The 26,851-nt window shown below is 66.5% G+C and carries 24 protein-coding genes; 14 read left to right on the top strand and 10 right to left on the bottom strand.

Features of this window, described 5'->3' with window-relative positions:
• Position 1: 1 nt before the first annotated feature.
• The 6 genes from IAG39_RS21290 to IAG39_RS21315 all read right to left on the bottom strand — a co-directional run bounded on the left by IAG39_RS21290 (position 2) and on the right by IAG39_RS21315 (position 6,458).
• The gene (locus IAG39_RS21290) at positions 2 to 559 is read right to left on the bottom strand and encodes a MauE/DoxX family redox-associated membrane protein (RefSeq protein ID WP_118933608.1); all 558 of its coding nucleotides are present in this window, start codon (positions 557 to 559) and stop codon (positions 2 to 4) included.
• Entirely contained in the window at positions 556 to 1,746 is a 1,191-nt protein-coding gene (locus IAG39_RS21295; RefSeq protein ID WP_059378894.1) for an amine dehydrogenase large subunit, read from the bottom strand. The genes IAG39_RS21290 and IAG39_RS21295 overlap by 4 nt, the downstream gene beginning before the upstream one ends.
• Before the next feature lie 32 nt (positions 1,747 to 1,778).
• Entirely contained in the window at positions 1,779 to 2,657 is an 879-nt protein-coding gene (locus tag IAG39_RS21300) for a transporter (RefSeq protein ID WP_059378892.1), read from the bottom strand.
• 68 nt (positions 2,658 to 2,725) lie between these two features.
• Positions 2,726 to 4,237 (bottom strand): phenylacetaldehyde dehydrogenase StyD, encoded by a 1,512-nt coding sequence (gene styD / locus IAG39_RS21305; RefSeq protein ID WP_059378890.1) that lies wholly within the window; start codon positions 4,235 to 4,237, stop codon positions 2,726 to 2,728.
• A gap of 182 nt (positions 4,238 to 4,419) precedes the next feature.
• Positions 4,420 to 5,409, bottom strand: a complete 990-nt coding sequence (locus tag IAG39_RS21310; protein WP_059378888.1) for a quinone oxidoreductase family protein — start codon at positions 5,407 to 5,409, stop codon at positions 4,420 to 4,422.
• A gap of 71 nt (positions 5,410 to 5,480) precedes the next feature.
• Positions 5,481 to 6,458 carry a DMT family transporter gene (locus IAG39_RS21315; RefSeq protein ID WP_118933609.1) on the bottom strand — a complete coding sequence of 326 codons (978 nt, stop codon included), beginning with the start codon at positions 6,456 to 6,458 and terminating at the stop codon, positions 5,481 to 5,483.
• Between the two features lie 76 nt (positions 6,459 to 6,534).
• Here IAG39_RS21315 and IAG39_RS21320 point away from each other — a divergent pair, with 76 nt between their 5' ends.
• From IAG39_RS21320 to IAG39_RS21340, 5 genes are all read left to right on the top strand, one after another.
• Entirely contained in the window at positions 6,535 to 7,428 is an 894-nt protein-coding gene (locus IAG39_RS21320) for a DMT family transporter (RefSeq protein WP_118933610.1), read from the top strand.
• Between the two features lie 33 nt (positions 7,429 to 7,461).
• A complete protein-coding gene (locus IAG39_RS21325; protein WP_054458746.1) occupies positions 7,462 to 7,968 on the top strand; it encodes a MarR family winged helix-turn-helix transcriptional regulator in 507 nt (168 codons plus the stop codon).
• Positions 7,969 to 8,064: 96 nt separating this feature from the next.
• Entirely contained in the window at positions 8,065 to 9,486 is a 1,422-nt protein-coding gene (locus tag IAG39_RS21330; protein ID WP_118933611.1) for an efflux transporter outer membrane subunit, read from the top strand.
• 22 nt (positions 9,487 to 9,508) lie between these two features.
• On the top strand, positions 9,509 to 10,702 hold the full coding sequence (locus tag IAG39_RS21335) for an efflux RND transporter periplasmic adaptor subunit (RefSeq protein WP_118933612.1): 1,194 nt from the start codon (positions 9,509 to 9,511) through the stop codon (positions 10,700 to 10,702).
• Positions 10,699 to 12,297, top strand: coding sequence for a DHA2 family efflux MFS transporter permease subunit (locus IAG39_RS21340; protein WP_118933613.1), 1,599 nt, complete (start codon positions 10,699 to 10,701; stop codon positions 12,295 to 12,297). The genes IAG39_RS21335 and IAG39_RS21340 overlap by 4 nt, the downstream gene beginning before the upstream one ends.
• Positions 12,298 to 12,352: 55 nt before the next feature.
• Here IAG39_RS21340 and IAG39_RS21345 read toward each other — a convergent pair whose 3' ends face one another.
• The 3 genes from IAG39_RS21345 to IAG39_RS21355 form a co-directional block, all read right to left on the bottom strand.
• On the bottom strand, positions 12,353 to 13,312 hold the full coding sequence (locus IAG39_RS21345; protein ID WP_059378873.1) for a hypothetical protein: 960 nt from the start codon (positions 13,310 to 13,312) through the stop codon (positions 12,353 to 12,355).
• 33 nt (positions 13,313 to 13,345) lie between these two features.
• Positions 13,346 to 14,413: a tartrate dehydrogenase gene (locus IAG39_RS21350; RefSeq protein ID WP_059379033.1), complete on the bottom strand. Its 1,068-nt coding sequence runs from the start codon at positions 14,411 to 14,413 to the stop codon at positions 13,346 to 13,348.
• Positions 14,414 to 14,565: 152 nt separating this feature from the next.
• Positions 14,566 to 16,092, bottom strand: coding sequence for a helicase HerA-like C-terminal domain-containing protein (locus IAG39_RS21355; protein ID WP_118933619.1), 1,527 nt, complete (start codon positions 16,090 to 16,092; stop codon positions 14,566 to 14,568).
• Positions 16,093 to 16,253: 161 nt separating this feature from the next.
• Here IAG39_RS21355 and IAG39_RS21360 point away from each other — a divergent pair, with 161 nt between their 5' ends.
• From IAG39_RS21360 to IAG39_RS21390, 7 genes are all read left to right on the top strand, one after another.
• Entirely contained in the window at positions 16,254 to 16,985 is a 732-nt protein-coding gene (locus tag IAG39_RS21360) for a YebC/PmpR family DNA-binding transcriptional regulator (protein ID WP_059378872.1), read from the top strand.
• A 138-nt stretch (positions 16,986 to 17,123) separates the two neighbouring features.
• Entirely contained in the window at positions 17,124 to 18,431 is a 1,308-nt protein-coding gene (gene purD, locus IAG39_RS21365; protein WP_118933614.1) for a phosphoribosylamine--glycine ligase, read from the top strand.
• A 12-nt stretch (positions 18,432 to 18,443) separates the two neighbouring features.
• On the top strand, positions 18,444 to 19,355 hold the full coding sequence (gene hemF / locus IAG39_RS21370; RefSeq protein WP_059378870.1) for an oxygen-dependent coproporphyrinogen oxidase: 912 nt from the start codon (positions 18,444 to 18,446) through the stop codon (positions 19,353 to 19,355).
• The gene (nadD, locus tag IAG39_RS21375) at positions 19,352 to 19,939 is read left to right on the top strand and encodes a nicotinate (nicotinamide) nucleotide adenylyltransferase (protein ID WP_118933615.1); all 588 of its coding nucleotides are present in this window, start codon (positions 19,352 to 19,354) and stop codon (positions 19,937 to 19,939) included. The genes hemF and nadD overlap by 4 nt, the downstream gene beginning before the upstream one ends.
• A 75-nt stretch (positions 19,940 to 20,014) precedes the next feature.
• On the top strand, positions 20,015 to 20,416 hold the full coding sequence (rsfS, locus tag IAG39_RS21380; protein WP_013392761.1) for a ribosome silencing factor: 402 nt from the start codon (positions 20,015 to 20,017) through the stop codon (positions 20,414 to 20,416).
• A 7-nt stretch (positions 20,417 to 20,423) separates the two neighbouring features.
• Complete coding sequence (rlmH, locus tag IAG39_RS21385; protein ID WP_059378867.1) at positions 20,424 to 20,894, top strand: 23S rRNA (pseudouridine(1915)-N(3))-methyltransferase RlmH; 471 nt, start codon at positions 20,424 to 20,426, stop codon at positions 20,892 to 20,894.
• Between the two features lie 35 nt (positions 20,895 to 20,929).
• The gene (locus IAG39_RS21390) at positions 20,930 to 21,544 is read left to right on the top strand and encodes a Maf family protein (protein WP_118933616.1); all 615 of its coding nucleotides are present in this window, start codon (positions 20,930 to 20,932) and stop codon (positions 21,542 to 21,544) included.
• Positions 21,545 to 21,675: 131 nt separating this feature from the next.
• Here IAG39_RS21390 and IAG39_RS21395 read toward each other — a convergent pair whose 3' ends face one another.
• Positions 21,676 to 23,049 carry a dicarboxylate/amino acid:cation symporter gene (locus IAG39_RS21395; RefSeq protein WP_118933617.1) on the bottom strand — a complete coding sequence of 458 codons (1,374 nt, stop codon included), beginning with the start codon at positions 23,047 to 23,049 and terminating at the stop codon, positions 21,676 to 21,678.
• Between the two features lie 292 nt (positions 23,050 to 23,341).
• Between IAG39_RS21395 and IAG39_RS21400 the strand changes: the two genes are divergently transcribed.
• Together IAG39_RS21400 and IAG39_RS21405 are read left to right on the top strand one after the other, a co-directional pair.
• Entirely contained in the window at positions 23,342 to 25,321 is a 1,980-nt protein-coding gene (locus IAG39_RS21400; RefSeq protein ID WP_118933618.1) for an ATP-binding protein, read from the top strand.
• Positions 25,305 to 26,714 (top strand): sigma-54-dependent transcriptional regulator, encoded by a 1,410-nt coding sequence (locus tag IAG39_RS21405; protein WP_223283448.1) that lies wholly within the window; start codon positions 25,305 to 25,307, stop codon positions 26,712 to 26,714. The genes IAG39_RS21400 and IAG39_RS21405 overlap by 17 nt, the downstream gene beginning before the upstream one ends.
• Positions 26,715 to 26,851 lie beyond the last annotated feature (137 nt).

Raw genomic sequence — 26,851 nt, forward strand, 5'->3', positions numbered from 1 at the left:
TTCAGAGATTGCGCAACTTGAGATGGGAGGCCAACAGGTGATTGGCGGTGAAGTACAGGCCCACGGCAGCCATGGCCAGGCCGAAGACGGCGGCGGAGTCGGCCCATAGCAGGCCACGCGATTGGCCCGCCGCGGCGATCAGCGCGGGCGCAGCCCACAGCGCCAGCAACGCGTTGCGCAGCACCAGCCACCACGACAGCCCGCCACGTTGCGTGCCGCGTCCCGGCCCGCTGGCGGCGGGACCGCCGCAACCGCAGTCGATGTCGCGATGGCCGCGCAGCAGGTTGAAGGCCAGCGCCAGCGTCGCAGCCGCCAACACCAGCAGCGCCAGTTGCGCGCCCGCCGCCTGTCGCGCCGGGGCCAGCAGCAAGGCGCCGGCCAGCGCTTCGCTCAGCACGAAGAGCCACGCGAACGCGCCGCTCCACCCCGCCGGCAGGATGCGGTAGGCCGACACGATGGCGGTGAAGCCTGCAATGTCCTTCAGCTTTTCCAGCGCCCCCAGGAGCAGCACGCAAGCCAGCGCCGCGCTCGCGGCATACAGCAGCACGGGATCGTTCATCGCGCACCTCGCGGTTGCGGTTCGACCTGCAGCGCGGTTTCGCCGGCGGCCTGGATCGTGCCCTTGAGGACCGGCGCGGCCGGCGCGGCGTCGTAGACGTTCACGTTGCCGCCGTCGATCGTGTACAGCCGCGGCTGGTCGTCCTGCGAAACCGACATCGACAAGGCATTCTGGCCCGGCACCCGCGCCACCCGCTGGTGCGTGGCCAGGTCGTAGACCCAGATCTCGGCGGCCGGCGTCTTGTGCGAACCTTCGGCCCCGTTGGGATGCATGCCCACATACAGCCGCTTGGCGGCCTTGTTGATGGCCAGCAGGTTGTAGCCGCCAGGGCGCCAGCCCTGGTCCTTGCCCGCAGCGTCCAGCAGGGACCAGGGCTTGCCGAACGCCGCTTCCTTGCCGCTGAAGTCGGCGCTGTAGACATTGCCGTTGTAGGACACGAAGTAGTAGGTATCGCCCAGGTTCTCGGTGTGCGTGAAGATGGGATCCTTCTCGGGGTCGAACATGGGCTGGCTGCGCTGCTGCCCGGCTGGCTTGCCGGCCGGGTCCAGGTCCACGGTAAGCAGCGCGCCGTCGCCGCAGATGCTGGCGAAGCTGCGCGGGCGCGAAGGCAGCACGATGATGCTCCAGCAGCCTGCGGCCGCGGTGACCTCGTCCGCGAACTGGCGCGTCTGCAGGTTCACCACCGTGACCGAGGACGCGGGCGTGGCGTTCTGCACGAACAGCAGCTCCCCGTCCGTGCTCTGCTGCAGATAGTTGCGGTAGTTCAGCGCCTGCGCGCGCTTCTGCGGGATCGGCACCTCGTACTTGGGTGTGAGCGTTTCGGCGTCCCAAGCCTCCACCACGTCGGTGCGCTTGCCGCGGTTCAAGCGTTCGTAGTAGGTCGTCATGACGTAGATGTCCTTGCCGTCCGCGGACACGGTCATGTGGCCGTTGAACGACGCGGGCACCATGCCCAGGAACTTCATGGAGTCGCCGTCGTAGATGTTGACCCGGCTGTCGACCAGGTGGTTGAAGACGGCATCCATCACGTACAACCTGTGCGGCGTGGCCGGCGGCAGGCGGGTGCCGCCCTTGAGCTCTTCCACGGGCAGGTCCGCCCGGGCTAGGCCCGCCGACGCCGCCAGGGCGGCGCACAGCGCCCACCGTCCGGCCCGCGATGCGCATGATCTGGCGCTAGGCGCGTTCATCGATATTCTCCTGGTCTCATGGTCCGGTTCTCCTAGAACGCATAGACGTAGCGCAACTGCACGCCACGCATCCGCGGTCCGTTCTCGACCTTCAGGTCGTGGATGTACTGCATCTGAATCTGGTTGGCGTCGTTGATCTGATGCGTCAGTTCGACGGCCAGCTGATGATTGCGCGCCCGCGTGGCGACGGTCTCGCCGGACGAGGTTTCCTTGCCGCCTGTCTCGTAGCGGTAACGGATGCCGGTGTAGGTGTCCGGCGTCAGGTTGGTCGAGGCCAGCGCGAAGAAGCGGAACGAGGGGTCCTTTTTCAGCGTCTGCCCATACCAGTCCGTATTGCGGCCGTAGATCTCCACTTCGGCGATGGCTTCGAGATAGGTGGATTCGCCGAAGCCCTGCACGAAAGCGAAATCCTGGATGGTGGACCAGCGGTTCTTGCCTGGAGACACGTCGGGACGCGAACCGTCGTATCGGCCCACCGGCGCCACCACAAAGGGTTCCCAGGCGAACCAGGTCTTGGTCTGCTCATTGTTGTACAGCCAGATGGCCGACCCGAGCGTCAGGTCGCCGATACCCGTCTGGTGGTCGCCGGGCGCGCCCGGCAGGTCCAGCGAGGTCCGATACATTGGCACGATGAATTCGAGCTGCATCGTCTTGCCGTAGAAGTCGCGATAGTGCATCTGGCGATACACCAGCGCATTCACGTCGACGGACGCGCCGTCCACCCGCTGCCCCTCGGAGTACAAGCCCGAGGATCGCAGTCCCGCCAGATACCCGGCGATGATATTGGTGCCCACCGGCGCGGGTATCCAATCCCGCGCGCTGGGGTCTCCCGCCCATGCCGTCTGCGACGCTGCCGCGCACGCGAGCAACAGCACGGCCCGCCTGCGGGCCAGGCTACCTGTCCCTGCCATGTCTTCCCCTTGGTGTCATGAAGGCGCGGCCACCGGTATTTCCCGGCTTGGGCCGAGCGCTCATCGTTCTAGTAAGCGATGCAAACGGACTTCCGTTCCAGGTACATTTCCAGCACGGCGCGGCCGTGCTCGCGGCCGATGCCGGACTGTTTGAATCCGCCGAAAGGCATGTTGGGATCCAGCATGTTGTGCGTGTTCACCCAGACGGTGCCGGCGTCGATGCGCGGGATCAGGCTTTGCACGCGGGAGAGATCGTTGCTCCAGAGGCTGGCGCCCAGGCCGTAGGCGCTATCATTGGCCAGCCGCACCGCATCGTCCAACGTGTCGAAGGGCTGCGCCACCACCACGGGTCCGAAGATCTCCTCGCGGACGATGCGCGCCCCCGGCGGCACGTCCGCAAAAACGGTGGGCTGCACGAAGTAGCCCGAACCGCTGCCGCTACCCCCGCCCGCCAGCACCCGTCCGCCTTCGCTGCGTCCGAGGCCGATGTAATCCATGACGCGCTTCTGGTGGCGGGCCGACACCAGCGGGCCGACCTGCGTGGCCGGATCGAATCCGGAACCCAGCTTCATGCCGGCGGCCAGATCCGCCAGCCCCTGGACGACCTTGGGATACAGGCCCTTCTGCACATACAGGCGCGAGCCCGCCGTGCAGACCTGCCCCTGGTTGAAGAAAATGGCGGCGGCGGCACCCTGCACCGCGCGGTCGACGTCGCAGTCGTCCAGCACGATCACGGGGGACTTGCCGCCCAGCTCCAGCGAGACCCGCTTCATGTCGTCCATCGCGGCGCGCCCGATCAGCTTGCCGACTTCGGTCGAACCGGTGAACGCGATCTTGTCCACGCCAGGATGCGCGACCAGCGCGGCGCCGGCAGTCTCGCCCCGGCCGGTCACGACGTTGACGACGCCGGACGGGAAGCCCGCCTCCAGCACCAGCTCGGCCAGGCGCAGCGCCGTCAGCGGCGTTTCCTCGGCGGGCTTGAGCACGACGGTGCAGCCCGCGGCCAAGGCGGGCGCGATCTTCCAGATCGCCATCAACAGCGGAAAATTCCACGGAATGATCGCGGCCACCACGCCCACCGCCTGCGGCAAGGTATAGGCGCTGTACCGCACGCCCGGAGGAAACGGTATGGACAGCGACAAGGTGTCGCCCGTGATCTTGGTCGCCCACCCCGCCATGTAGCGCAGCCATTGCGCGCCCGAGCCGACTTCCAGGCCCTGCGCCACGCCCAGCAGCTTGCCGTTGTTCAGGGTTTCCAGGCGGGCCAGTTCGGTGCCGTGCTGTTCGATCAGGTCGGCCAGTTTCAGCAACAGGCGTTCGCGCCCGGCGGGCAGCATGTCGCGCCAGGGACCGGATTCGAAGGCGCGCCTGGCGGCCTGCACCGCCAGGTCCACCTGCCGCGGCCCGGCGTCAGGCTGATGGGCGATGACTGCGCCCGTGGCCGGATCATGCACGGCGATGGGCGCGCCTTGTCCTTCGCGCACCGGCTTGCCATCGATGAGCATGGCTTCCCGGATGGCGGCCAGTTCCGGGCGGTCAGATCCGGCGTGGCCGGCGGCGCTTGCGCTTGCTGAAGACATTCGTAGCTCCAACGAAATGGTTGAAGCCAGGATAGCAACGGCCTTCCCGGAAGGCTTGTCGGACCGTGCATGGCGATTTGTCATTCTGCGCACGGCGCAAAAAAAAGGCCCGGCAATGCGCGCCGCGCGGTGCCGGGCCTGGCGCGGCGCCCCTTTGGGGCCCGCGCACCGCGGACGTCGGATCAGTCCAGCATCAGCACCGTGGCGCCGGTGGTCTTGCGCGCGGCCAGCGCGGTCTGGGCTTCGCCGGCCTGCTCCAGCGAGTAGCGCTGGTCGATGCGGACCTTGATCTTCTTCTTCAGAACCAGGTCGAACAGCTCCTCGGAGGCGGCCTGCAGCTTGGCCAGCGTGTTCACGTGCAGGCCCAGCGACGGGCGCGTCACGTACAGGCAGCCCTTCTGGTTCAGCGTCGCCAGGTTGACGCCCGACACGGGGCCGGACGCGTTGCCGAAGCTCACCATCAGGCCGCGCGGCTCGATGCAGTCCAGCGAGGTTTCCCAGGTGTCCTTGCCCACGCCGTCGTACACCACCGGCACCTTCTTGCCGCCGGTCAGTTCGAGCACGCGTTCGGCCACGTTCTCGCGCGAGTAGTCGATGGTTTCCCAGGCGCCGTTGGCGCGGGCCAGCTCGGCCTTCTCGGGGCTGGAGACGGTGCCGATCAGCTTCACGCCCAGGGCCTTGGCCCATTGGCATGCGATCAGGCCCACGCCGCCCGCAGCCGCGTGGAACAGGATGGTCTCGCCGCCTTGCAGGCGGTAGGTCTGGCGGAACAGGTATTGCACCGTCAGGCCCTTGAGCATCAGGGCTGCGGCTTCGTCAAAGCCGATGCCCTTGGGCACCTTGACGACCTGCGCCGCCGGCACATTGCGCGCCTTGGCGTAGGCGCCGATGGGGCTCTGGCCGTAGGCGACGCGGTCGCCCTTTTTCAGATGCGTGACGTCGGCGCCGACGGCGGTCACGACGCCCGCGCCCTCGAAGCCCAGGCCATGCGGCAGCGCGTGGGGATACAAACCCGTGCGGTAATAGATATCGATGAAGTTCAGGCCGGCGGCGTGCTGCTCGATCGTGACTTCATTGGCGGCGGGCGGAGGCACTTCCACCTCGACCAGCTTCAGGACTTCAGGACCACCGTGCTGCTCGATACGAATTGCCTTGACGAGATTGCTGGCCATGCTGGCCTCCTTTCATTGGAAAAAATGCTAACGAGAGCCTGTCTGCGGCCCCTGAACGAGAAAAACCAGATTCAACGCGATGGCCGGGCCTCGTCCTGCCTGACGGACGCCAGCCTGCCGGCCCCGCCCCCCATCAGCACGAATACCCCTGCCAGCACCAACGCGGTCCCCGCCATCTGCCACACCGTGATGGGCTCTTGCAGGAACCACGACGCCAGAAACAGCACCGATACCGGCCCGATCATGCCCAGCAGCGACGCGGTGGGCGCGCCGATCAGCGCCACCGCCCACATCAGCATGAACACCGGCACCACGGTATTCAGCGTGGCGTGGATCACCGAATACCCGTAGACCCCGGCAGGCTGGATCAGCATGGACGGAGGATGCACGGCAAAGAACTGGATGATGCAGGCCACGCAGGACACCAGCATGGCATACGCCACCAGGCGCGTCGCGCCCAAGCGCTTGACCAGTACCCCCGAACAGATCAGGTACACAGAATAGCTTGCGGCCGACCCGAAAACGAACAAAGACCCTAACAGCACCTCGCTACCGCCGAAGGACAGGTCGTGGGCGAACACCAGCACCACCCCGGCATAGGACAGCGCCATGGCCATCCACTGGCGGCGCTCGACCGGGCGTTTGAACCAGAACGCCGACAACAGCACCACCAGCGAGGGCGACAGGAACAGGATCAGGCGCTCCAGGCTGGCGGTGATGTAGCGCAGCCCCAGAAAGTCCAGGAAGCTGGACAGGTAATAGCCCAGCAGGCCCAGCACGCAGACCTGCGCGCGCTCCCTCCAGGTCATCACGGGGATTTCGCCGCGCGCCGCGCGGCGCGACTGATACCAGGCCACCGCCGCGAAGAACGGCATGGCGAACAGCATGCGGAAAGCAATGAGGGTGACCGCGTCGATGCCATAGCGGTAGGTGAACTTCACCACGATGGCCTTGGCCGAGAACAGGACTGCGCCCAGGGTTGCCAGGAAAAAGCCGGCAGCGCGGTTGGAAAGGCGGAAGGGCGGCGAAAGCTTGGCAAGGCGATTCATGCGATGATTTTAGATTCAGCGCCAAAACGCCGCACGCCTTTACCCACGCTTTCTTCGCCATACGCCTGCCTCACGCATGACCCGACACCGCGCCCTCACCTACATCCACGTTGCCGCCGTGCTTTTCGGCCTGACCGGCGTGTTCGGCGAATTGATCCAGGCCAGCGCCGCCGTGATCACGCTGGGCCGGGCCGTCTTCGCGGTGCTCGCGCTGGGGCTGTTCGCGCGCATGCGCCGCAAGCCGCTGCTGGGCGCCCTGACGCCCGCGCAGCTGTTCGTGCTGGTGGTCTCGGGCGCCCTGCTGGCGGGACACTGGGTCACCTTCTTCATCGCCGTGAAGGTCGGCGGCATCGCCATCGCCACGCTGGGTTTCGCCAGCTTCCCCGCCTTCATCACCTTGTTCGAGGGGTTGCTCTTCCGGGAACGCATCCGCCCGACCGAATGGTTGCTGCTGGGCCTGGTGACTGCAGGCCTGGTTCTGGTCACGCCCGCGTTCGACCTGGCCGACCAGGGCACCATCGGCCTGGCCTGGGGCCTGTTGTCGGGCCTGAGCTTCGCCCTGCTGGCGTTGAGTAATCGCCGTTCAGCCTCGGGCATGGACCCGATGCAGGTAGCCTGCTGGCAGAACCTGATCGTGGCGCTGGTAATGCTGCCCTTCGCCGTGTCCCAGTTGCCCGCGCTGCCTGCGCTGGACTGGTTCTGGCTGGCGCTGCTGGGCATCTTCTGCACGGGCTTATCCCACTATCTGTTCGTCTCCAGCCTGACGCGGCTGAACGCGCGCAGCGCCGGACTGGTCATCGCACTGGAGCCCGTCTACGCGATCGCGTTCGCCTGGGCGCTGTTCAGCCAGGAACCGACGCCGCGCATGATGGCGGGCGCCGCCCTGATCGTGGCCGCCATCGTCTGGTCGGGCCTGCGCAAGCAGGCGCCCGCCGCACAGCCGGACGCCGCGGTGAAGACACAGCCTTGACAATAACTGACTAGGCAGTAAAATTCGGCGCATATGACTGCTGCGCCTCCCCCTTCCCCGTCCGACGGCCCCGTCCATTACCGTGCAGACGCCAGCTGCGTGATGGATGAAAACGCCGGCTTCCTGATCAAGCTGGTCTCCAATTCCCTGAACCGGATGCTGGACCAGGAAATGGCCCCGCTGGAGCTCACCGCGATGCAATGGCGTCCCGTGCTGCTGGTATTCCAGGGCCGCGCCGATACGCCCGCGGAACTCGCCAGGCTCACCGGCATGGACACGGGCGCCATGACCCGCGCATTGGACCGGCTGGAAGCCAAGGGCCTGCTGCGCCGCAACCGGTGCCAGACGGACCGCCGGGTCGTCAAGATCGAACTCACCGAGATCGGCGAGGCCAAGGCGCGCGCGATCCCGCCCAATATCGCGCGAGTCCTGAATTACCACCTGCGCGGGTTTTCCAGCGACGAAGTCGCGCAGCTCAAGCACCTGCTGCGCCGGATGATCGCCAACGGCTCTGCCTCGTCAGCACCTCCAAACCGCTAAGGGCCGCCAGCGAACCCCGGCTTTCGGGGTTTTATTTGGCATAATGATTGCCTAGGCAAATACAGATCAATCAATTACTTTCAGCAAACAGTCAGGATGAAACGCCTTCTTACTACCGTATTGGTGCTGGCCCTGAGCGGTTGCGCATTGATGGAATCCGGCTCCGAGCCCGTGGCCGCGCTGGACGGCGCCAAGCTGGGGCTCACCAGCCAGGACACCGTCTGGCCTGAAACCCAATGGTGGCAGCGCTACGGCGATCCGCAGCTCAATGCCTTGCTGGACGAGGGCTTGGCCAACAACCCCTCGATGAGCGCGGCGCAAGCCCGCCTGGCCAAGGCCAATGCCGCGGTCGGCATCGCACGCGCCCCGCTGCTGCCCCGGGTGGACGCCAACTACACGCTGACCCGCGAACACCTGTCCAAGGATTACATCTACCCCGCTCCCATGGGCGGCTCGGTCGTGAGCGACAACCGCCTGGCGCTGGACTTCAGCTATGAGCTGGACTTCTGGGGCAAGAACCGCTCGCGCCTGCAAGCGGCCGTGTCACAGCAGGCCGCCGCCGCGGCCGACGCGCAGGCGGCGCGCAATCTGCTGGCCGGCGCCCTGGTCCGCGCCTACCTGAACCTGCAGAACGCCTTCGCCCAGCGCGACGTGCTCAACCGCGTGCTGGCCCAGCGCGCCGAGGTGCTGTCGCTGACCCAGGGCCGCTACACGGCCGGGCTGGACACCCAGGTGGAAGTCAAACAGGCGGAATCGTCGCTGGCCGCCGGCAAGGTCGAACTGACCCAGACCGACACCACGCTAGCGCAGCTGCGCAATCAGGTCGCCGCGCTGGCTGGGGCCGGTCCGCAGCGCGGGCAATCCTTGCAGCCGGTGGCGCTGACCGCGCCCGCCGGCGGCGTGCCCGCCAACGTGCCGCTGGACCTGCTGGGCCACCGCCCCGACGTCACCGCCGCGAAATGGCGCGCCGAAGCCGCCCGCCACGCCATCGACAGCGCCCGCGCCGAGTTCTACCCCAATGTGAACCTGACGGCGTTCGTCGGCTTCCAGGCCATGGGCACCGGCAACCTGCTGGGCGCGGATGCCCGCATGGCCGGTTTCGGCCCGGCGGTCACGCTGCCGATCTTCCACGGCGGCGAATTGAACGCCAACCTGGCGGGCCGGCGCGCCGACGCCGACCTCGCGGTGTCGGACTACAACCAGACCGTGCTGGACGCCGTGCACCAGGTGGCCGACGCGCTCGACGGCCTGCGCCTGCTGGACCAGGAAAAGGCCCAGCAGCGCCAGGCCCGCGAAGCCATCGACGCCGCCTATGACCTGGCCGTCAAGCGCTACAAGGCCGGCATGGGCAACTACATCTCCGTGCTCATCGCGCAGACCGGCGTGCTGACCCAGGCGCGGCTGGACACCGATCTGCGTATCCGCGCCTATCAGCTGGACGCCAGTCTCGCCAACGCGCTGGGCGGCGGCTACGCCCCCGCGGCCGAGCCGGCCCCCGCCACGAACTCCACCCATTGAACGTTCCCCGGACTCAGACGTCATGACCGCAGCCACACCCGCCGCCAACCCCGCCCGCAAACGCCTGCTGCTGCTGGCCACCGGGGCCTTCATACTCATCGCGATCGCCTACGGCATCTGGTGGGCGCTGTTCGGCGCCCACTTCGAGAGCACCGACGACGCCTACGTGCACGGCAACCTGGTGCAGATCACGCCGCAAGTGCCCGGCACGGTCGTGGCCATCGAGGCCGACGACACCGAAACCGTGGCCGCAGGCCAGCCGCTGGTGCGCCTGGATCCGGCCGACACCGACGTGGCCTTGCAGCAGGCCCAGGCCAAGCTGGCGCAAACGGTGCGCCAGGTGCGCACCATCTACGTCCAGAACGACGCCCTGGCCGCCGACGTCGACCTGCGCAACGCCGACATCCTGCGCGCCCAGGCCGAGCTGACCCGCGCGCAAAGCGACGTCAACCGTCGTCAGCAGCTGGCCAAGTCCGGCGGCGTCAGCGGCGAAGAGATCCTGCACGCCGAAGCCGCGCTGAAGTCCGCCCAGTCCGGCCTGGCGCAAGCGCGCGCGGCGCTGGCAGCTTCCCGCGCCAAGCTGGCCACCAACCAGGCCCTGACCCAGGGCACCACGGTCGCCAACCACCCCGACGTGCAGCAGGCCGCCGCCGGCCTGCGCAACGCCTGGCTGGCGCAGTCGCGCACCGTACTGCCCGCTCCGGTGGGCGGCGTGGTGGCCCGGCGCAGTGTGCAGGTCGGCCAGCGCGTCGCGCCCGGCTCGGCCCTGATGACGGTGGTGCCGCTGGACCAGGTGTGGGTCGAAGCCAACTTCAAGGAAGGCCAGCTGCGCAAGATGCGCATCGGCCAGCCGGCCAAGATGGTGGCCGACCTGTACGGCAGCGCGGTCACCTACCACGGCACCATCGCGGGCCTGGACGCCGGCACGGGCAGCGCCTTCGCGCTGCTGCCCGCCCAGAACGCCACCGGCAACTGGATCAAGGTGGTGCAGCGCGTGCCGGTGCGCATCGCGCTGGACCCCGAGGACCTGAAGAAGCACCCGCTGCGCGTGGGTCTGTCTATGGACGTGGAAGTCGACGTGGGCAAGCAGGAAGGCGAACCGCTGACGCAGGCCGAACGCAAGGAACCGGCCTGGTCGACGCGCGCCTTCGAGCCGGCCCATGATGAAGTCGACGCCATGATCAGCAAGATCATCGAGGCCAACCTCGCATCATGAGCGCCGCCAAGCAGCCTGCCGCCGCGCCGGCGCCCCCGCCAGGCTCCCACCCGCCGCTGGAAGGCGCGACCCGCATCATCGGGTCCATCGCGCTGTCCACGGCGGTGTTCATGAACGTGCTGGACACCTCGATCGCGAATGTGTCCATCCCCACCATCTCGGGCGACCTGGGCGTCAGCACCAGCCAGGGCACCTGGGTCATCACTTCGTTTGCCGTGGCCAACGCGATCACGGTGCCGCTGACGGGCTGGCTCACGCAACGCTTCGGACAGGTGCGGCTGTTTCTGGTTTCCACGCTGCTGTTCGTGCTGGCGTCGTGGCTGTGCGGCTTTGCGCCCTCGCTGGAAGCGCTGATCGCGTTCCGCGTGCTGCAAGGCGCGGTCGCCGGGCCCATGATTCCGCTGTCGCAAGCGTTGATGCTGGCGAGCTTCCCCAAGTCCAAGGCGGGCATGGCGCTGGCGGTCTGGTCCATGACCACGCTGGTCGCGCCCGTCGCCGGGCCGCTGCTGGGCGGCTGGATCTCCGACAACTACACCTGGCCGTGGATCTTCTACATCAACGTGCCGGTGGGCCTGCTGGCCGCCTGGATCAGCTGGCGCATCTATGGCGACCGCGAATCGGTCACGCGCAAGCTGCCGATCGACAAGGTCGGCCTGGCGCTGCTGGTGTTGTGGGTAGGCGCGCTGCAGATCATGCTGGACAAGGGCAAGGAGCTGGACTGGTTCGCCAGCGGCACCATCATCGCGCTGGCCGCGACCGCCTTCGTCGCCTTCGTCTTCTTCCTGATCTGGGAACTGACCGACGCCCACCCCGTGGTGGATCTGCGCCTGTTCAAGATCCGCAATTTCACGGTCGGCGCGCTGACGCTGGCGGTGGCCTACGGCGTCTTCTTCGGCAACGTGGTGCTGCTGCCGCTCTGGCTGCAAAGCAACATGGGCTACACCGCGACTTACGCGGGGTTGGTGACCGCGCCGGTGGGCCTGCTGGCGATCCTGCTGACGCCCATCGTCGGCAAGATGCTGGCCACGCGCGATCCGCGGCAAATCGCAACGGTGGCGTTCCTGATCTTCGCGCTGGTGTGCTTCATGCGTTCCGGATTCAACACCCAGACCGATGTCCGCACGCTGATGGTGCCGACCATCATCCAGGGCGCGGCCATGGCGACGTTCTTCGTGCCGCTTACCTCGATCACGCTGTCCAGCATCGAGCCGTGGCGCATCCCCGCGGCCTCGGGCCTGTCGAACTTCCTGCGCCTGACCGCGGGCGCGTTCGGCACATCCATCGCCACCACGCTGTGGGAAAACCGCGCAACCATGCATCACGCGCAGCTCACCGAGGTCGCCAAACCCGGCCAGCAGGCGTTCGACCAGACCATGGCGACGCTGCAGAACGGGCTGGGCGTGACGCATCAGCAAGCGCTGACGATGGTGGACGGACTGATCAATGCGCAAGCCTTCACCATGTCGGCGGTGGACGTGTTCTATGCCTCCGCGATCATCTTCCTGGCCCTGACCGGCCTGGTGTGGTTCGCCCGTCCCCGGTCGGCCAAGGCGGGCGGCGGCGGCGCGGCCGAAGCGGCCGCAGGCGCCCACTAGGGCGCAGCGCCTGGTCCCGGATCGCGTTGCGTCCAGGACCAGGCGATACCTTCCCCTATTCCTTCAACAAGACCTGCCAGTCGGCGCGCTCGATGACGTCGGCCGGCAAGGCGCTGATGGGCGACAGGTTGAACACCGAGATGCCGCGCGCGCGCCATTGCGCTGCCGCGAAGCGGAACGATGGCTCGATAAGTTGCGCGAACTTGCGCGCCAGCCTGCTGGACTGCGGCGTCTGCCCTTCATTGTAGAAGCGCAAGCCGTTCTGCAGCGTCAGATCCAGCCCATGCGTGTAGACCTTGCGTGCGCCGCTGGATACCAGCACCTGCAAGGCGGCATAGGCCACGGTATCGGCGTCGAAGACGCCCAGTTCCACATTGAAGCTGAATCCCATGCCCCTTTTCGCGTCCAGCAGTTGCACGTCGGGCGAGGCTGCCGCCATGCGCTGCAGCACGGCCGGCGCGGAAATGCGTTGGTAGGCGCGTTCGGCGATCAGTTCGATGATGCAGATGCGGCAGCGGATCGACTCCTGCGGCAGCCCCTGCATGATGTAGCGCAGGACCTCGGGCAAGACGTACAGGGTCAGGTCGCGCGACACGATCTCGCGCACCAGATCGATACGCTGGCGCACGAAGTTCTGGTCGATGATGCAGTAATACTTGAACGGCAGATCGAACTTGCGCGCCAGCATGATGGCGCCGTTCACGCCCATCGCCGTACGGATATTCAGCCGGTCGTAGGGTATCTGAGTAACCGACGGTCCGCTCAGGATCAGATGAATTTCCTCGTCGGCAGCATCGTAGCCTTGGGCTAGCGGCGTGACTGGCTGCGACCGGCCAAAGGCGCGAAAGCCGCAAATAACGCCCGATCGATCCCTCCAGATGCGCACGAACGGCCACAGATGTTGATTGTGCCGCTGCGTGCGCGACCGGAGTACGCGGAACAGCTTGCGCGCAAACCGGTCGGCCCTTCCGCCGCCCACGGGGGCGGAGGAAGGGGAAAAAACGGAATCGTCCATGGACTAGTCTGTGAGCCTAGCCAGCGGCTTGCCTCAGCCCGCCGCGACCAGCGCGGCAATCGCGCTGCCGACGTCGGCGGTGGAGGCGGTGCCTTTCATGTCCCGGGTGCGCGGACCTTCCGCCAGGACGGTCTCGATGGCCTTGACGACCGCCGCCGACGCGTCTGGATAACCCAGGAAATCCAGCATCAGCGCGCCGCTCCAGATCTGGCCGATCGGGTTGGCGATGCCCTTGCCGTAGATGTCCGGCGCCGAACCGTGCACCGGTTCGAACAGGGACGGGAACTTGCGTTCAGGGTTCAGGTTGGCCGAAGGCGCGATGCCGATGGTGCCCGTGCAGGCCGGCCCCAGGTCGGACAGGATGTCGCCAAACAAGTTGGAAGCCACCACCACGTCAAACCAATCGGGATGCTGCACGAAATGCGCGCACAGGATGTCGATGTGGTACTTGTCCCAGCGCACGTCCGGATACTTTTCGCCCATCTCGGCCACGCGCTCGTCCCACCAGGGCATCGAAATGGAAATGCCGTTGGACTTGGTAGCCGCGGTCAGGTGCTTGCCGCGCTTCTGGGCCAGTTCAAAAGCGAACTTGAGCACGCGATCGGCGCCGATGCGCGTGAAGACGCTTTCCTGAATGACCACTTCACGCTCGGTGCCCGCGAACAGGCGGCCGCCGCTGTTGGAGTATTCGCCTTCGGTGTTCTCGCGCACGATGAAGAAGTCGATCTCGCCGGGCTGGCGGTCCTTCAGCGGCGAAGGCACGCCGGGCATCAGGCGCACCGGGCGCAGGTTGATGTACTGGTCGAACTCGCGGCGGAACTTGAACAGCGAGCCCCACAGCGCTTCGTGGTCAGGCACCGTGGCGGGCCAGCCTATCGAGCCGAAGAAAATCGCTTCATGCTGGCCGATCTGCGCCTGCCAGTCGTCCGGCATCATCTTGCCGTGCTTGGCGTAGTAGTCGCAGCTCCAGTCGAAATGGTCCCACTGAAAATCGATGCCAAATCGCGTTGCGACCGCATCCAGCACTTTCAAGCCTTCGGGCACGACTTCCTTGCCGATGCCGTCTCCGGGAATCACCGCTATCTTGTGTTTCTTTGCCACCACGTCTTCCTTTGTTTTCTTTGGATGCATCGCGCGTGCCACGGGTCTGAGCGGCCACGCGCGACCTCCTTGTCATTGCACGGGAATGTTACTCGATACGGCCCCAAATCGGGCGTACCAACGACGTCCGGCAGGCTCGCCGGACGAGGGATTCAACGCCGGCCTTTCGAGCCCAGCAAGGAACCCAAAATGCCCCGGGTCAATTCACGCGCGATCGACCGGACCGTGCTCTTGGCCATGGTCTGCACCACACCGTCGCGCTTGCCGCCGCGCGGGCCCGTCGACCCGAACAGAACCTCGTTCAAACTGTCCATCAGACCGCCGCCCGATTCTTCCGCGGCGCCCTTGCCTTCGGGCTGCGCGGAACCGTTCCTGGCCGCGCCGGCCTGGTCCGCCGGCTTGGCCGCGCGCGCGGCCAGCACTTCATAGGCGGACTCGCGGTCTATCGATTTCTCGTACTTCGACGCCAGCGGGCTGCCCTGGCGCAGCGCTTGCCGCTCCGCGTCGGTCGCCGGGCCGATCCGGCTGGCCGGCGGCACGATGTAGGCGCGTTCGGTCGGCATCGGCCGCCCCTTGGGGTCCAGCAAGGAAATCAGCGCCTCGCCCACGCCCAGCTCGGTGATGGCGGCCTCGACGTCCAGCCCCGGATTGGGCCGCATCGTCTGGGCCGCCGTCTTCACCGCCTTCTGGTCGCGCGGCGTGAACGCCCGCAAGGCGTGCTGGACGCGGTTGCCCAATTGCCCCAGCACGGTGTCGGGGATGTCCAGCGGATTCTGCGTCACGAAATAGACGCCCACTCCCTTGGAGCGGACCAGGCGCACCACCTGCTCGATCTTGTTCAGCAGCGCGGCGGGCGCGTCGTTGAACAGCAGGTGGGCTTCGTCGAAGAAAAACACCAGCTTGGGCTGGTCCATGTCGCCGACTTCGGGCAGCTTCTCGTACAAGTCCGCCAGCAGCCACAACAGGAAGATGGCATACAGGCGCGGCGCCTGCATCAGCTTGTCCGCGGCCAGCACGTTGACCATGCCGCGCCCCTGCGCGTCCGTGCGCATCAGGTCGGCCACGTCCAGCATGGGTTCGCCGAAGAATTTCTCCGCGCCCTGCGATTCCAGGGCCAGCAAGCCGCGCTGGATCGCGCCGATGCTGGCGGAAGACACATTGCCGTAACGCGTCTTCAGTTCCGAAGCGCGGTCGGCGACGTTCTGCAACATGGCGCGCAGGTCCTTCAGGTCCAGCAGCAGCTGGCCTTCGTCATCCGCAACCTTGAAGACCAGCGTCAGCACGCCTTCCTGCGTATCGTTCAATTCCAGGATGCGGGACAGCAGCAGCGGCCCCATGTCCGACACGGTGGCCCGCACCGGCAGCCCCTGCTCGCCGAACACGTCCCACAAGGTGACGGGGCTGGCCGCCCAGGCCGGTTCGCTCAGGCCCAGGTTCTTCAGGCGTTCCAGCAGCTTGGGAGTCGCCGCGCCGGCCTGGGAAATGCCGGTCAGGTCGCCCTTGACGTCGGCCATGAACACCGGCGTACCGATACGCGAGAAGGATTCCGCCAGAACCTGCAGGGTGACGGTCTTGCCGGTGCCCGTGGCCCCCGTGATACAGCCGTGGCGGTTCGCCAGGGCGGGCAGCAGCGCCAATTCGGTCTGTGCATTCTTGGCGATGACGATGGGGTTGGGCATGTGCAGCTCTCCGGACCAGGGAATCAGATGGATGCCCAAGTGTAGAGCCTGCTGCGCCGCTTGTGCGCGTGGCAATATGGACACATGCGGTCAGCCCCCGGGCGCGCCGGGCGCTGGCACGGTAAAATGCCATTTTTGCAGACAAATTACCCTGGGAAGCCATGGCCGGACACAGCAAATGGGCCAATATTCAGCACCGCAAAGGGCGCCAAGACGCCAAGCGCGGAAAGCTCTGGACCAAGATCATTCGTGAAATCACCGTGGCGGCGCGTGCCGGCGGCCCTGACCCGGACAGCAACCCGCGTCTGCGCATGGCCTGGGACAAGGCCACCGACGCCAACATGCCCAAGGACAACATCCAGCGCGCCATCCAGCGCGGCGCGGGCGGCGCCGACGGCGAGGCCTACGAAGAAGTCCGCTACGAAGGCTACGGCATCGGCGGCGCAGCCGTGATCGTCGACTGCATGACCGACAACCGCACCCGCACCGTCGCCGAAGTGCGCCACGCCTTCGCCAAGAACGGCGGCAACCTGGGCCAGGAAGGCTCGGTCGCCTTCATGTTCAAGCATTGCGGCCAATTCGTGTTCGCCCCCGGAACCTCGGAAGACAAGGTCATGGAAGCCGCCCTCGAAGCCGGCGCCGAAGACGTGACGACCGACGAGGAAGGCGTGATCGAAGTGGTCTGCGCCCCGGCTGACTACGCCGCCGTGCGCGGCGCCTTCGACGCCGCCGGCCTGAAGGCCGAAGTGGACGGCATCGTCATGAAGGCCCTGAACGAGACCGAACTCGCCGGCGAAGACGCCATCAAGATGCAAAAACTGCTCGACGCCCTGGAAGGCCTGGACGACGTGCAGGAAGTCTATACGAACGTCGTTTTCGACGAAGCGCAGTAAACCCATTACCCTGGCGCCGGGCGGGCCTTGCCTGTCCGGCGCCACGCTGTCACCGGATCCGGGTCCGCCTGGATCCTGGCCTACTCCACGGGCTGGCGCCTTGCGGCGCTCGACTGGCAACCTTAAGAACCACGCAACATGAAACTCCTGGTAATTGGCTCTGGCGGCCGAGAACACGCCCTCGCCTGGCGGCTGGCCCGCTCCCCGCGCGTCCACAAGGTATACGTCGCTCCCGGCAACGGCGGCACGCAACGCGCCGAACAGATCGAGAACGTCCCGTTCACCAATGCCGAGGAATTGGCTGATTTCGTGCAACGCGAAGGCGTCGCCCTGACCGTCGTCGGCCCTGAAGCCCCCCTGGCCGCCGGCGTCGTCGACGTGTTCCGCGCCCGCGGCCTGAAGATCTTCGGCCCCACCAAGGCCGCCGCTCAGCTGGAAAGCTCGAAGGACTACGCCAAGGCCTTCATGGTCCGGCACAACATCCCGACCGCCCGCTACGAAACCTTCACCGATCCGGCCAAGGCTCATGCCTACATCGACCAGGAAGGCGCTCCCATCGTCATCAAGGCCGACGGCCTGGCCGCGGGCAAGGGCGTCGTGGTCGCCGCCACGCTGGAAGAAGCGCATGCCGCCGTGGACGCCATGCTGGGCGACGGCTCCATGGGCGCCGCCGGCGCGCGCGTCGTCATCGAGGAATGCCTGGTGGGCGAAGAAGCCAGCTTCATCGTCATGTGCGACGGCCGCAACGTGCTGGCCCTGGCCACCAGCCAGGACCACAAGCGCCTGCAGGACGGCGACCAGGGCCCCAACACCGGCGGCATGGGCGCGTATTCGCCCGCGCCCATCGTCACCCCGGAACTGCACCACCGCATCATGCGCGAAATCATCCTGCCGACCGTGCAGGGCATGACGCGCGACGGCATCCCGTACACGGGCTTCCTGTACGCCGGCCTGATGATCGCCCCGGGCGACGACCCCGACCGCGAGATCAAGACCCTGGAATTCAACTGCCGCATGGGCGATCCTGAAACGCAGCCCATCATGATGCGCGTCAAGAGCGACCTGCTGGACGCCCTGGAGCATGCCGTCGACGGCACGCTCGACCAGGCCGACATCACCTGGGACCGCCGTACCGCCCTGGGCGCCGTGCTGGCCGTGCACAACTACCCCAACACGCCGCGCACCGGCGATGTCATCCGCGGCCTGCCCGCCGACGCCGAAGACTGCATGGTGTTCCACGCCGCCACCAAGCTCGACGGCGACGAAGTCAAGACCACCGGCGGCCGCGTGCTGTGCGTCACGGCGCTGGGCGACTCCGTCAAGATGGCCCGCGACCGCGTCTACGAAGCGATCGACGGCATCCACTTCGACGGCCGCCAGTACCGCAGCGACATCGGCTGGCGAGCGCTCAAGCCCTCGCAGCAGAAGTCCAAGCCCAACGCCTAGCCGGAACCGTCAATGAACGCCTTGCCCGTCTCTTCCGTCCGGGACTACCTCACCGGCTTGCAGGCCCGCATCGTCGGCGCCCTGGAAGCCGCCGAGGGCGCAGCCTTCCGTACCGACGAATGGGTCCGCCCCGAGGGCGGCGGCGGGCTGTCGCGCCTGCTGGAAGGCGGCTCGCTGTTCGAACGGGCCGGCGTGCTGTTCAGCCACGTCCAGGGCAGCAAGCTGCCGCCCTCGGCCAGCGCGCACCGCCCGGAACTGGCCGGCCGTTCCTGGGAAGCCATGGGCGTGTCCATGGTGCTGCATCCGCGCAATCCCTATGTGCCCACCACGCACATGAACGTGCGCATGTTCCTGGCCGCCGCGCGGCCTGGCCACGACGAGGCCGACGTCTTCTGGTTCGGCGGCGGCATCGACCTGACGCCCTACTATCCCTACGAGGAAGACGCCCGCCATTTCCACGCCACCTGCCGCGATGCGCTGGCTGGCCATGGCGCCGACTACTACCCGCGCTACAAGCGCTGGTGCGACGAGTATTTCTTCCTCAAGCACCGCAATGAAACGCGCGGCGTGGGCGGCATCTTCTACGACGACCTGAACGCTCCCGGCTTTGACGCCTCGTTCGCGCTGACCCGTTCGGTGGGCGACGCCTTCCTGCCGGCCTACATGCCGATCGTGGAACGCCGCCGCGACCAATCCTACGGCGAACGCGAGCGCGATTTCCAGGCCTACCGCCGTGGACGCTATGTGGAGTTCAACCTGGTCTTCGACCGCGGCACGCTGTTCGGCCTGCAGTCCGGCGGACGCACCGAGTCGATCCTGCTGTCCATGCCGCCGCTGGCGCAGTGGCGCTACGACTGGCAGCCCGAAGCGGGTACGCCCGAGGCCGAATTGGCCGCCTACCTCAAACCGCGGGACTGGGTTTGAAGCGCATCGGCCTGCTGGGTGGCAGTTTCGACCCCGTCCACGTCGCGCACATCGCCCTGGCGCAAAATGCCTTGCAGACGCTGGGCCTGGCCGAGGTGCAGCTCATCCCCGCGGCCAATCCCTGGCAGCGTGCGGCGTTGCACGCCACGGCCGAACAACGCCGCGACATGCTCCAACTGGCCATCGCCGGCCATGCGCACCTGATCGTCAATCCCATTGAAATCGAACGCGGCGGCGCGACCTACACCATAGACACGCTGCGCGCCCTCCCCCAGGACGCGCGCTATGTCTGGTTGCTGGGTACCGACCAGTTGGCGAATTTCTGCACTTGGCGCGACTGGCAGGACATCGCCAGCCTGGTGGACCTGGCCGTCGCCACCCGCCCGGGCACGGCGCTCACTGCCCCGCCGGCGCTGGCCGAACACCTGCGCCGCCAGGGTCGCGAACTGCAGGAGCTGCCTTTTGCTCCCATGCCGGTTTCGGCCTCGCAGATCCGCCAGCGCCTGGCGCAAGGCGAATCGACCGAGGGCCTGCTTGCCGCACCGGTGGCCGCGTATATTGCGGCGCACCATCTTTACCGATAAACCTACACCCGCGGTGCGCTGAAAGCGCCACGGGGCCAGCATCCGCTGTCCGCCCGCGGGTTATATTTACTGACTATGGATATACAAAAACTCCAACGCGCCGTCATCGACGCCCTCGAAGACGTCAAGGCGCAAGACATCAAGGTCTACAACACCACGCATCTGACCAGCCTGTTCGATCGCGTCGTGATTGCAAGCGCCACCTCCAACCGCCAGACCCGCGCCCTCGCTTCCAGCGTCGCGGACCGCGGCCGCGCGCTCGACCTCTCCGGCATCACCATCGAAGGCGAAGACACCGGCGAATGGGTCGTGGTCGACCTGGGCGACGTAGTCGTGCACATCATGCAACCCGCCATCCGCCAGTACTACAACCTGGAAGAAATCTGGGGCGGCAAGCCGGTGCGCGTGAAGCTCCTGCCCGAGTCCACCCGCCCCGCGCCGGTCGCCAACGACGGCGCGCACGACGCCGAGTACTGAGCGCGCCGTGAAGCTGATCGTCGTGGCCGTGGGCACACGCATGCCGGACTGGGTGCAAACCGCCTGGGACGACTACGCCAAGCGCCTGCCGGCCGACTGCGCGCTGGAACTGCGCGAAATCAAACCCGAACCCCGCACCACCGGTAAAACCCCCGCCCAGATGATGGCGGCGGAAGCCAAGCGGATCGAAGCCGCCCTGCCCGCCAGTGCGTTGCGCCTGGCGCTGGACGAACGCGGACGCGACCTCACCACCATGGCGTTGTCGCAAAAGCTGGAACAATGGCGCGCAGGCGGCCAGGATGTCGCTTTTCTCGTCGGCGGCCCGGACGGGCTGGATGCCGACCTGAAGGCATCCTGTTCCGGCCAATTGCGCCTGTCCTCGCTGACGCTGCCGCACCCCATGGTGCGCGTGGTGCTGGCCGAACAGCTCTACCGGGCCTGGGCCATCATGACGAACCATCCCTACCACCGCGCCTGACCCTCTGGCCGGGCCGACGCCCATCCCGCTGACGCATGACCGACACCGCAACCTCCGCGCGCCTCTACCTTGCCTCCGCCAGTCCCCGGCGGCGCGAGCTGCTGACCCAGGTCGGCCTGGCCCACGAAGTCCTGCTCGTACCCGCCCCGCCGGGCGAGGACGAACCCCAGCACCCTGGCGAAAGCGCCGCCAACTACGTCCAACGCACTGCGCGCGACAAGGCCTTGCGCGGACGCGATTGGATGCTCAGCCAGGACCTGCCGCAACTGCCGCTGCTGGCCGCCGACACCACCGTCATCCTGGCGGGCGCGGTACTGGGCAAACCGGCCGACCGCGACGACGCCATGCGCATTTTGCGGGCCCTGTCCGGCTCCACCCACGAAGTGCATACCGCTGTCGCCGTCTGGACTGGAAACCAGTTGCTGGAGGCCGTGTCCATCACCGAAGTCCGCATGCGCGAGCTGACGGATGAGGAAATCGGCCGCTACTGCGACAGCGGCGAACCCTACGGCAAGGCCGGCGCCTATGGCATCCAGGGCCTGGCAGGCACGTTCATTTCACATATCGCCGGCAGCTACACCGGCGTGATGGGCCTGCCCTTGTTCGAAACCGCGAACCTGTTGCGCGCGGCAGGTATACAGGTGCCCTGAAAGCTGCGGCGTCCTGCCGGAAAAAATCCCCCGAGACCGTCAAGGTCCGGGGGATTTTCTTTTTACCGCCGGGCAGCATCGCCGCATCAACAGACGCGGCCGCGCGCAGGCGACTGCGGATCTACACCGCTTCAGCCGTGCTGCATCGGCTGCCCCATGGGCAGGCCGCCAGTCCTCGGCGTTTGCTGAACCGGAGCCGGGGCAGGCACGGGCACGGGCTGCAGCTCGCCCTCAAGCGCGGCATGCAGCTGTTCCTTATCCAGTTCCCCTTCCCAGCGCGCCACGACCACGGCGGCAGTCGCGTTGCCGACCAGGTTGGTCAGCGCGCGGCATTCCGACATGAAGCGGTCCACGCCCAGGATCAGCGCCATGCCGGCGACCGGCACGGAAGGCACCACCGAGAGGGTCGCGGCCAAGGTGATGAAGCCCGCCCCGGTCACGCCCGCCGCGCCCTTGGAGCTCAGCATCGCCACCAGCAGCAGCAGGATCTGGTCGCCCAACGACAGCGGAATGTCGCAAGCCTGCGCGATGAACAGCGCCGCCATCGTCATGTAGATGTTGGTGCCGTCCAGGTTGAACGAGTAGCCGGTGGGCACGACCAGCCCGACCACCGACTTCGAGCAGCCGGCCCGTTCCATCTTCTGCATCAGCGTGGGCAACGCGGCTTCGGACGAACTGGTGCCCAGCACCAGCAGCAGTTCTTCGCGGATGTAGCGCACCAGCTTCAGGATCGAAAAGCCGTTGTAGCGCGCCACCAGGCCCAGCACCACGACCACGAACAGCACCGAGGTTGCGTAAAACGTACCTACCAGCATCGCCAGATTGATGACGGACTTGATGCCGTACTTGCCGATGGTGAAGGCCATCGCGCCAAAGGCGCCGATGGGCGCGGCCTTCATCAGGATGGCGACCAGCCTGAAGACGGGCTGCGCCAGGGCGGTCATGAAGTTCAGTATCGGCTGTCCGCGTTCGCCCACCATGGCCAGCGAAATGCCGAACAACACCGCCACGAACAGCACCTGGAGGATGTCGCCGCCGACAAACGGGCTGAAGATCGTGGTCGGAATCACGTTCATCAGGAAGCCCGTGATCGTCGAGTCATGCGCCTTGGCCACGTAGCCCGACACTGCCTTCTCGTCCAGCGTCTTGGGGTCGATGTGCATGCCGGCGCCCGGCTGGACGATGTGGCTGACGATCATGCCTACGATCAGCGCAAGCGTCGAGAACACCAGGAAGTACAGCATGGCCTTGCCCGCCACGCGACCGACCTTCTTCAGGTCGCTCATCGCGGCGATGCCGGTGGCTACGGTCAGAAAGATCACCGGCGCGATGATCATCTTCACCAGTTTGATGAAGGCGTCGCCCAGCGGTTGCATCTGCTGGCCAAGCTCGGGCTTGAACGCGCCCAGCAGCACGCCCACCACGATGGCGAAAATCACCTGCACATAAAGGATTTGATAGAACTTGAGCTTGCGCGCGGGCGCGACTTGATCCACGTCGATCATTGGGATTGTCCCCACCAAGGCCCCTTGCTCCGGGCGATTCAGCGCGGGCGACGGGGCGTTATCTGTTTTCTGGCCAGCGCGTCTCGCCGCAAGCCGATTTCACCCGGCAGACGGCTCCACCAGGCTTGGCTTTACTAATGCAAGAGGCATGCCAACATCGACCAGCCCCGCGCCTGAGCTCCAAGCCCTTGATCAGAAACGAACTTTTTCCTTCCCCAGCGCGCTGGCCCGACGATTTTTGGCGGAATTTCACACAGAATAGATATAGAATGTGCGAAAAACCGCACATCCCATGTCGACCCGCTCCTCCCCTCGCGATGCCTGGCCCGGTCCGGACCAGACCAGCCAGCCGCGCCGTCCACGGCATACGCCCGTCTGGCCTTGGCCCTGGAAAGCCATCGCCATCTTGTTGGTCGTCGCCATCGTCTACGGGGTGCTGCACGCCGCCACCCTCTGGGCGCGCGACGGCGCGCTGAAGAGTGCCGGGGAACAGGCACGCGTGGCAGCCCAGCTCAACGCGGCATTGCTGCGAAACAACCTGGACAAGTTCAGGGCGCTGCCCTTTGTCCTGACGCGCGATGTCGACGTGCGCGCGGCGCTGCAGGAAGGTTCGCACGGACAGATCGAATCCCTGGATGAGAAGCTCGATACGCTAAGCCGCGGCGTAGGCGCATCCGCCATTTACGTGCTGGACAAGAAAGGCCTTGCGATCGCTGCGAGCAACTGGCGCGAACCCGCCACGTTTGTCGGCGTGGACTACCAGTTCCGCCCCTATTTCCAGGGATCGGTAGCCCATGGCTCGGCCGAACATTTCGCCCTGGGCACGATCAGCCACGAGGCCGGGCTGTACTTGTCGCGGCGCGTGGACGACGTCAACGGCGCCCTGCTGGGCGTAGTCGTGTTGAAAGTGGATTTCCGGGACCTGGAGGCCGACTGGCGCCAGTCGGTCTCGCCCATTTTCGTCACCGACGAGCATGGCGTGGTGCTGTTGGGCAGTATTTCCGACTGGCGTTTCGACGTGCTGGCTCCGCTCACCCCAGACTTGGCCCGGACCTTGCGCACCAGCCTGCAATTCGGCGACGCGCCCTTCCTGCCGCTGCCCTTGCGGCCGCAGCTGCAGCTCATCAGCCACGGCCAGCTCATACGCGCCGACGTAACCCTGCCGCAGATCCCGGCAGGAACGCCAATGGTGCACACGACGCTGCCCATCGTCGAGTCCCCAGGTTGGACGCTGCATCTGTTATCACCCGTGCAGGCGGCCATCAACCAGGCTACCGCCAACGCCCAGCTGGGCGCGCTGCTGGCGCAGTGCGCGTTGGCCGCCTTGGTAGGCATCATTCTCTTCCGCCGCCACCGCAACCGCGAGCGCGCCGAACAGCAGGCCGCCGTCCACGAACAGCTGGCCTCCCTGGTCGACGAACGCACGGCTCAATTGCTGCAAGTCAACGAACAGCTGGTCGATGAGATGGACGAGCGCCAGCGCACCGCCGCCCGCCTGCACACCATGCAAGAGGAGTTGGTCCAGGCCAGCAAGCTCGCGCTGCTGGGACAGGTGGCTGCCGGCGTGGCGCACGAGATCAACCAGCCTGTCGCGGCCATACGCGCCTATGCGGACAACGCCGCCGAATTCCTGCGCCGGCAAGACGAAGGCTCGGCGCAGGAGAACCTGGGCACCATCGCCGCGTTGACGGAACGGATCGGCCACATCACGGGGGAACTGCGCGCCTTTTCGCGCAAGGCTGACACGTCCATCGGACCCGCCAGCCTGAAGGATTGCCTGGAGGGCGCGCTACTGCTGGTTGCCCCGCGGGCGCGGCGCCAGGGCATCGTCCTGCAACGTCCGCCCGCGGATCAGAATTACCAGGTGCTGGCCAATCGCATACGGCTGGAACAGGTGCTGGTGAATCTGCTTCAAAACGCGATGGAAGCCCTGGAAGGCCGGCCAGACGGCCGCATCGTCGTCGCGCTGCAAGACCTGGGTGCGACCGTGCAGGTCTACGTCAGCGACAACGGCCCCGGCCTGTCGGCCGAGGCGCGGGCGCACCTGTTCACCCCCTTCTACACGACCAAGGCCGAAGGACTCGGGCTGGGGCTGGTCATCTGCCGCGACATCGTCACCGAATTCGGTGGCGACTTGATCGCCGCCGGCCCGGCCGATCCCGTCTTTCCGGCTCCGCATGCCCCGGGCCGCGGAGCCATGTTCATCCTGACGTTGCGCAAGGCGCCTGGCCGGCAAAACGCTACCGAGCTACACCATGAACCGCGCTCCTGAATTTCCTCCCGCCGCACCGGCATCCATCGACGACAGCCTGCGCCAACCGTTCTCGCCGCGCGCCGTGTTCATCGACGACGACGACGAACTGCTGCGCGCCAATGCGCAGACGCTGAAACTGCATGGCATCGCCGTGGACGCGCATGCCAGCGCGCGCTCTGCGCTGCCCACGCTGACGCGCGATTTCGACGGCGTGGTCGTCAGCGACATTCGTATGCCCGACATGGACGGCTTACAGCTCTTCCAGCGCTTGCGGGACATCGACCCCGACATTCCCGTCATCCTGATCACCGGCCATGGCGACATCGCCACCGCCGTGCAATGCATGCGAGACGGCGCCTACGATTTCCTGGCGAAACCCTATGCCGCCGACAGGCTGATCACCGCCATCATGCACGCTGCGGAAAAGCGCCACCTTGTGCTGGAAAACCGCCGGCTGCGCGAGGCCGCGTTCGCCGTCGAGGCCGACGAAGTGCCTTTCATCGGCGCCACGCCCGCCATGCAGCGCATCAAGCAAACGCTGCGGCATATCGCGGATGCGGACGTGGACGTCCTGGTCGAAGGCGAGACCGGAACCGGCAAGGAAGTCGTTGCCACCGCCTTGCATCGCCTGAGCCGCCGCAGGCACCGCGCTCTCGTCGCGATCAATTGCGGCGCCCTGCCCGAAAGCGTCATCGAAAGCGAACTGTTCGGCCACGAGCCCGGCGCTTTCACCGGCGCCCAAAAGAAGCGTATCGGCCGCATCGAGCACGCCAGCGGCGGCACGCTGTTCCTGGACGAGATCGAAAGCATGCCGCTGGCAGTGCAGGTCAAGCTGCTACGCGTGCTTGAATCCCGCCAGATCACTCCCCTGGGCAGCAACGAAGTGCGCAATCTGGACCTGCGCGTGGTCGCCGCCACCAAGGAGGACCTGGGCAGTCCGGCCATACGCGCCAAGTTTCGCGAGGACCTGTTCTACCGCCTCAATGTCGTCACCATCCGGATTCCGCCGCTGCGCGAGCGCCGCGAGGACATTCCGCTGCTGTTTGCCCACTACCTCGGCCACGCATCGCGCCGCTTCCAGCGCGACATCCCGGAAATGCCGGCGTCCATCAAGCAACATGTCATGACGCACGATTGGCCCGGCAACGTGCGTGAACTCGCGCATTTCGCCGAACGCGTCGTTCTTGGCGTGCTGAATACCCCTGCCCCGCCAACCTCCATGGCCCTGGACGCCGCGGCGAGCCTGCCGGACCGGATGGAGCGCTTCGAAGCGCAGCTCATCCGCGAGGCACTCCAGGCGCACCAGGGCGACATCAAGGCCACTCTGGAGTCGCTGGGCATTCCGCGCAAGACCTTCTACGACAAGCTGCAGCGCCACGGCATCGACCGCCAGCAGTACACGCAACAGTAGGCTGCGCGGCGTCCGCATTGCCCCTCGCAGGAGCATCCTGCGAGGGCTTTTTCATTGGAGGTTGCGGACCGCATGAGTCTAATCATCGACGCGGCGCCACAAAGACAAAACCCCACAGGGGTTACCTGTGGGGTTCT

This window comes from Achromobacter xylosoxidans (assembly GCF_014490035.1).
GTDB lineage: Bacteria > Pseudomonadota > Gammaproteobacteria > Burkholderiales > Burkholderiaceae_B > Achromobacter > Achromobacter bronchisepticus_A.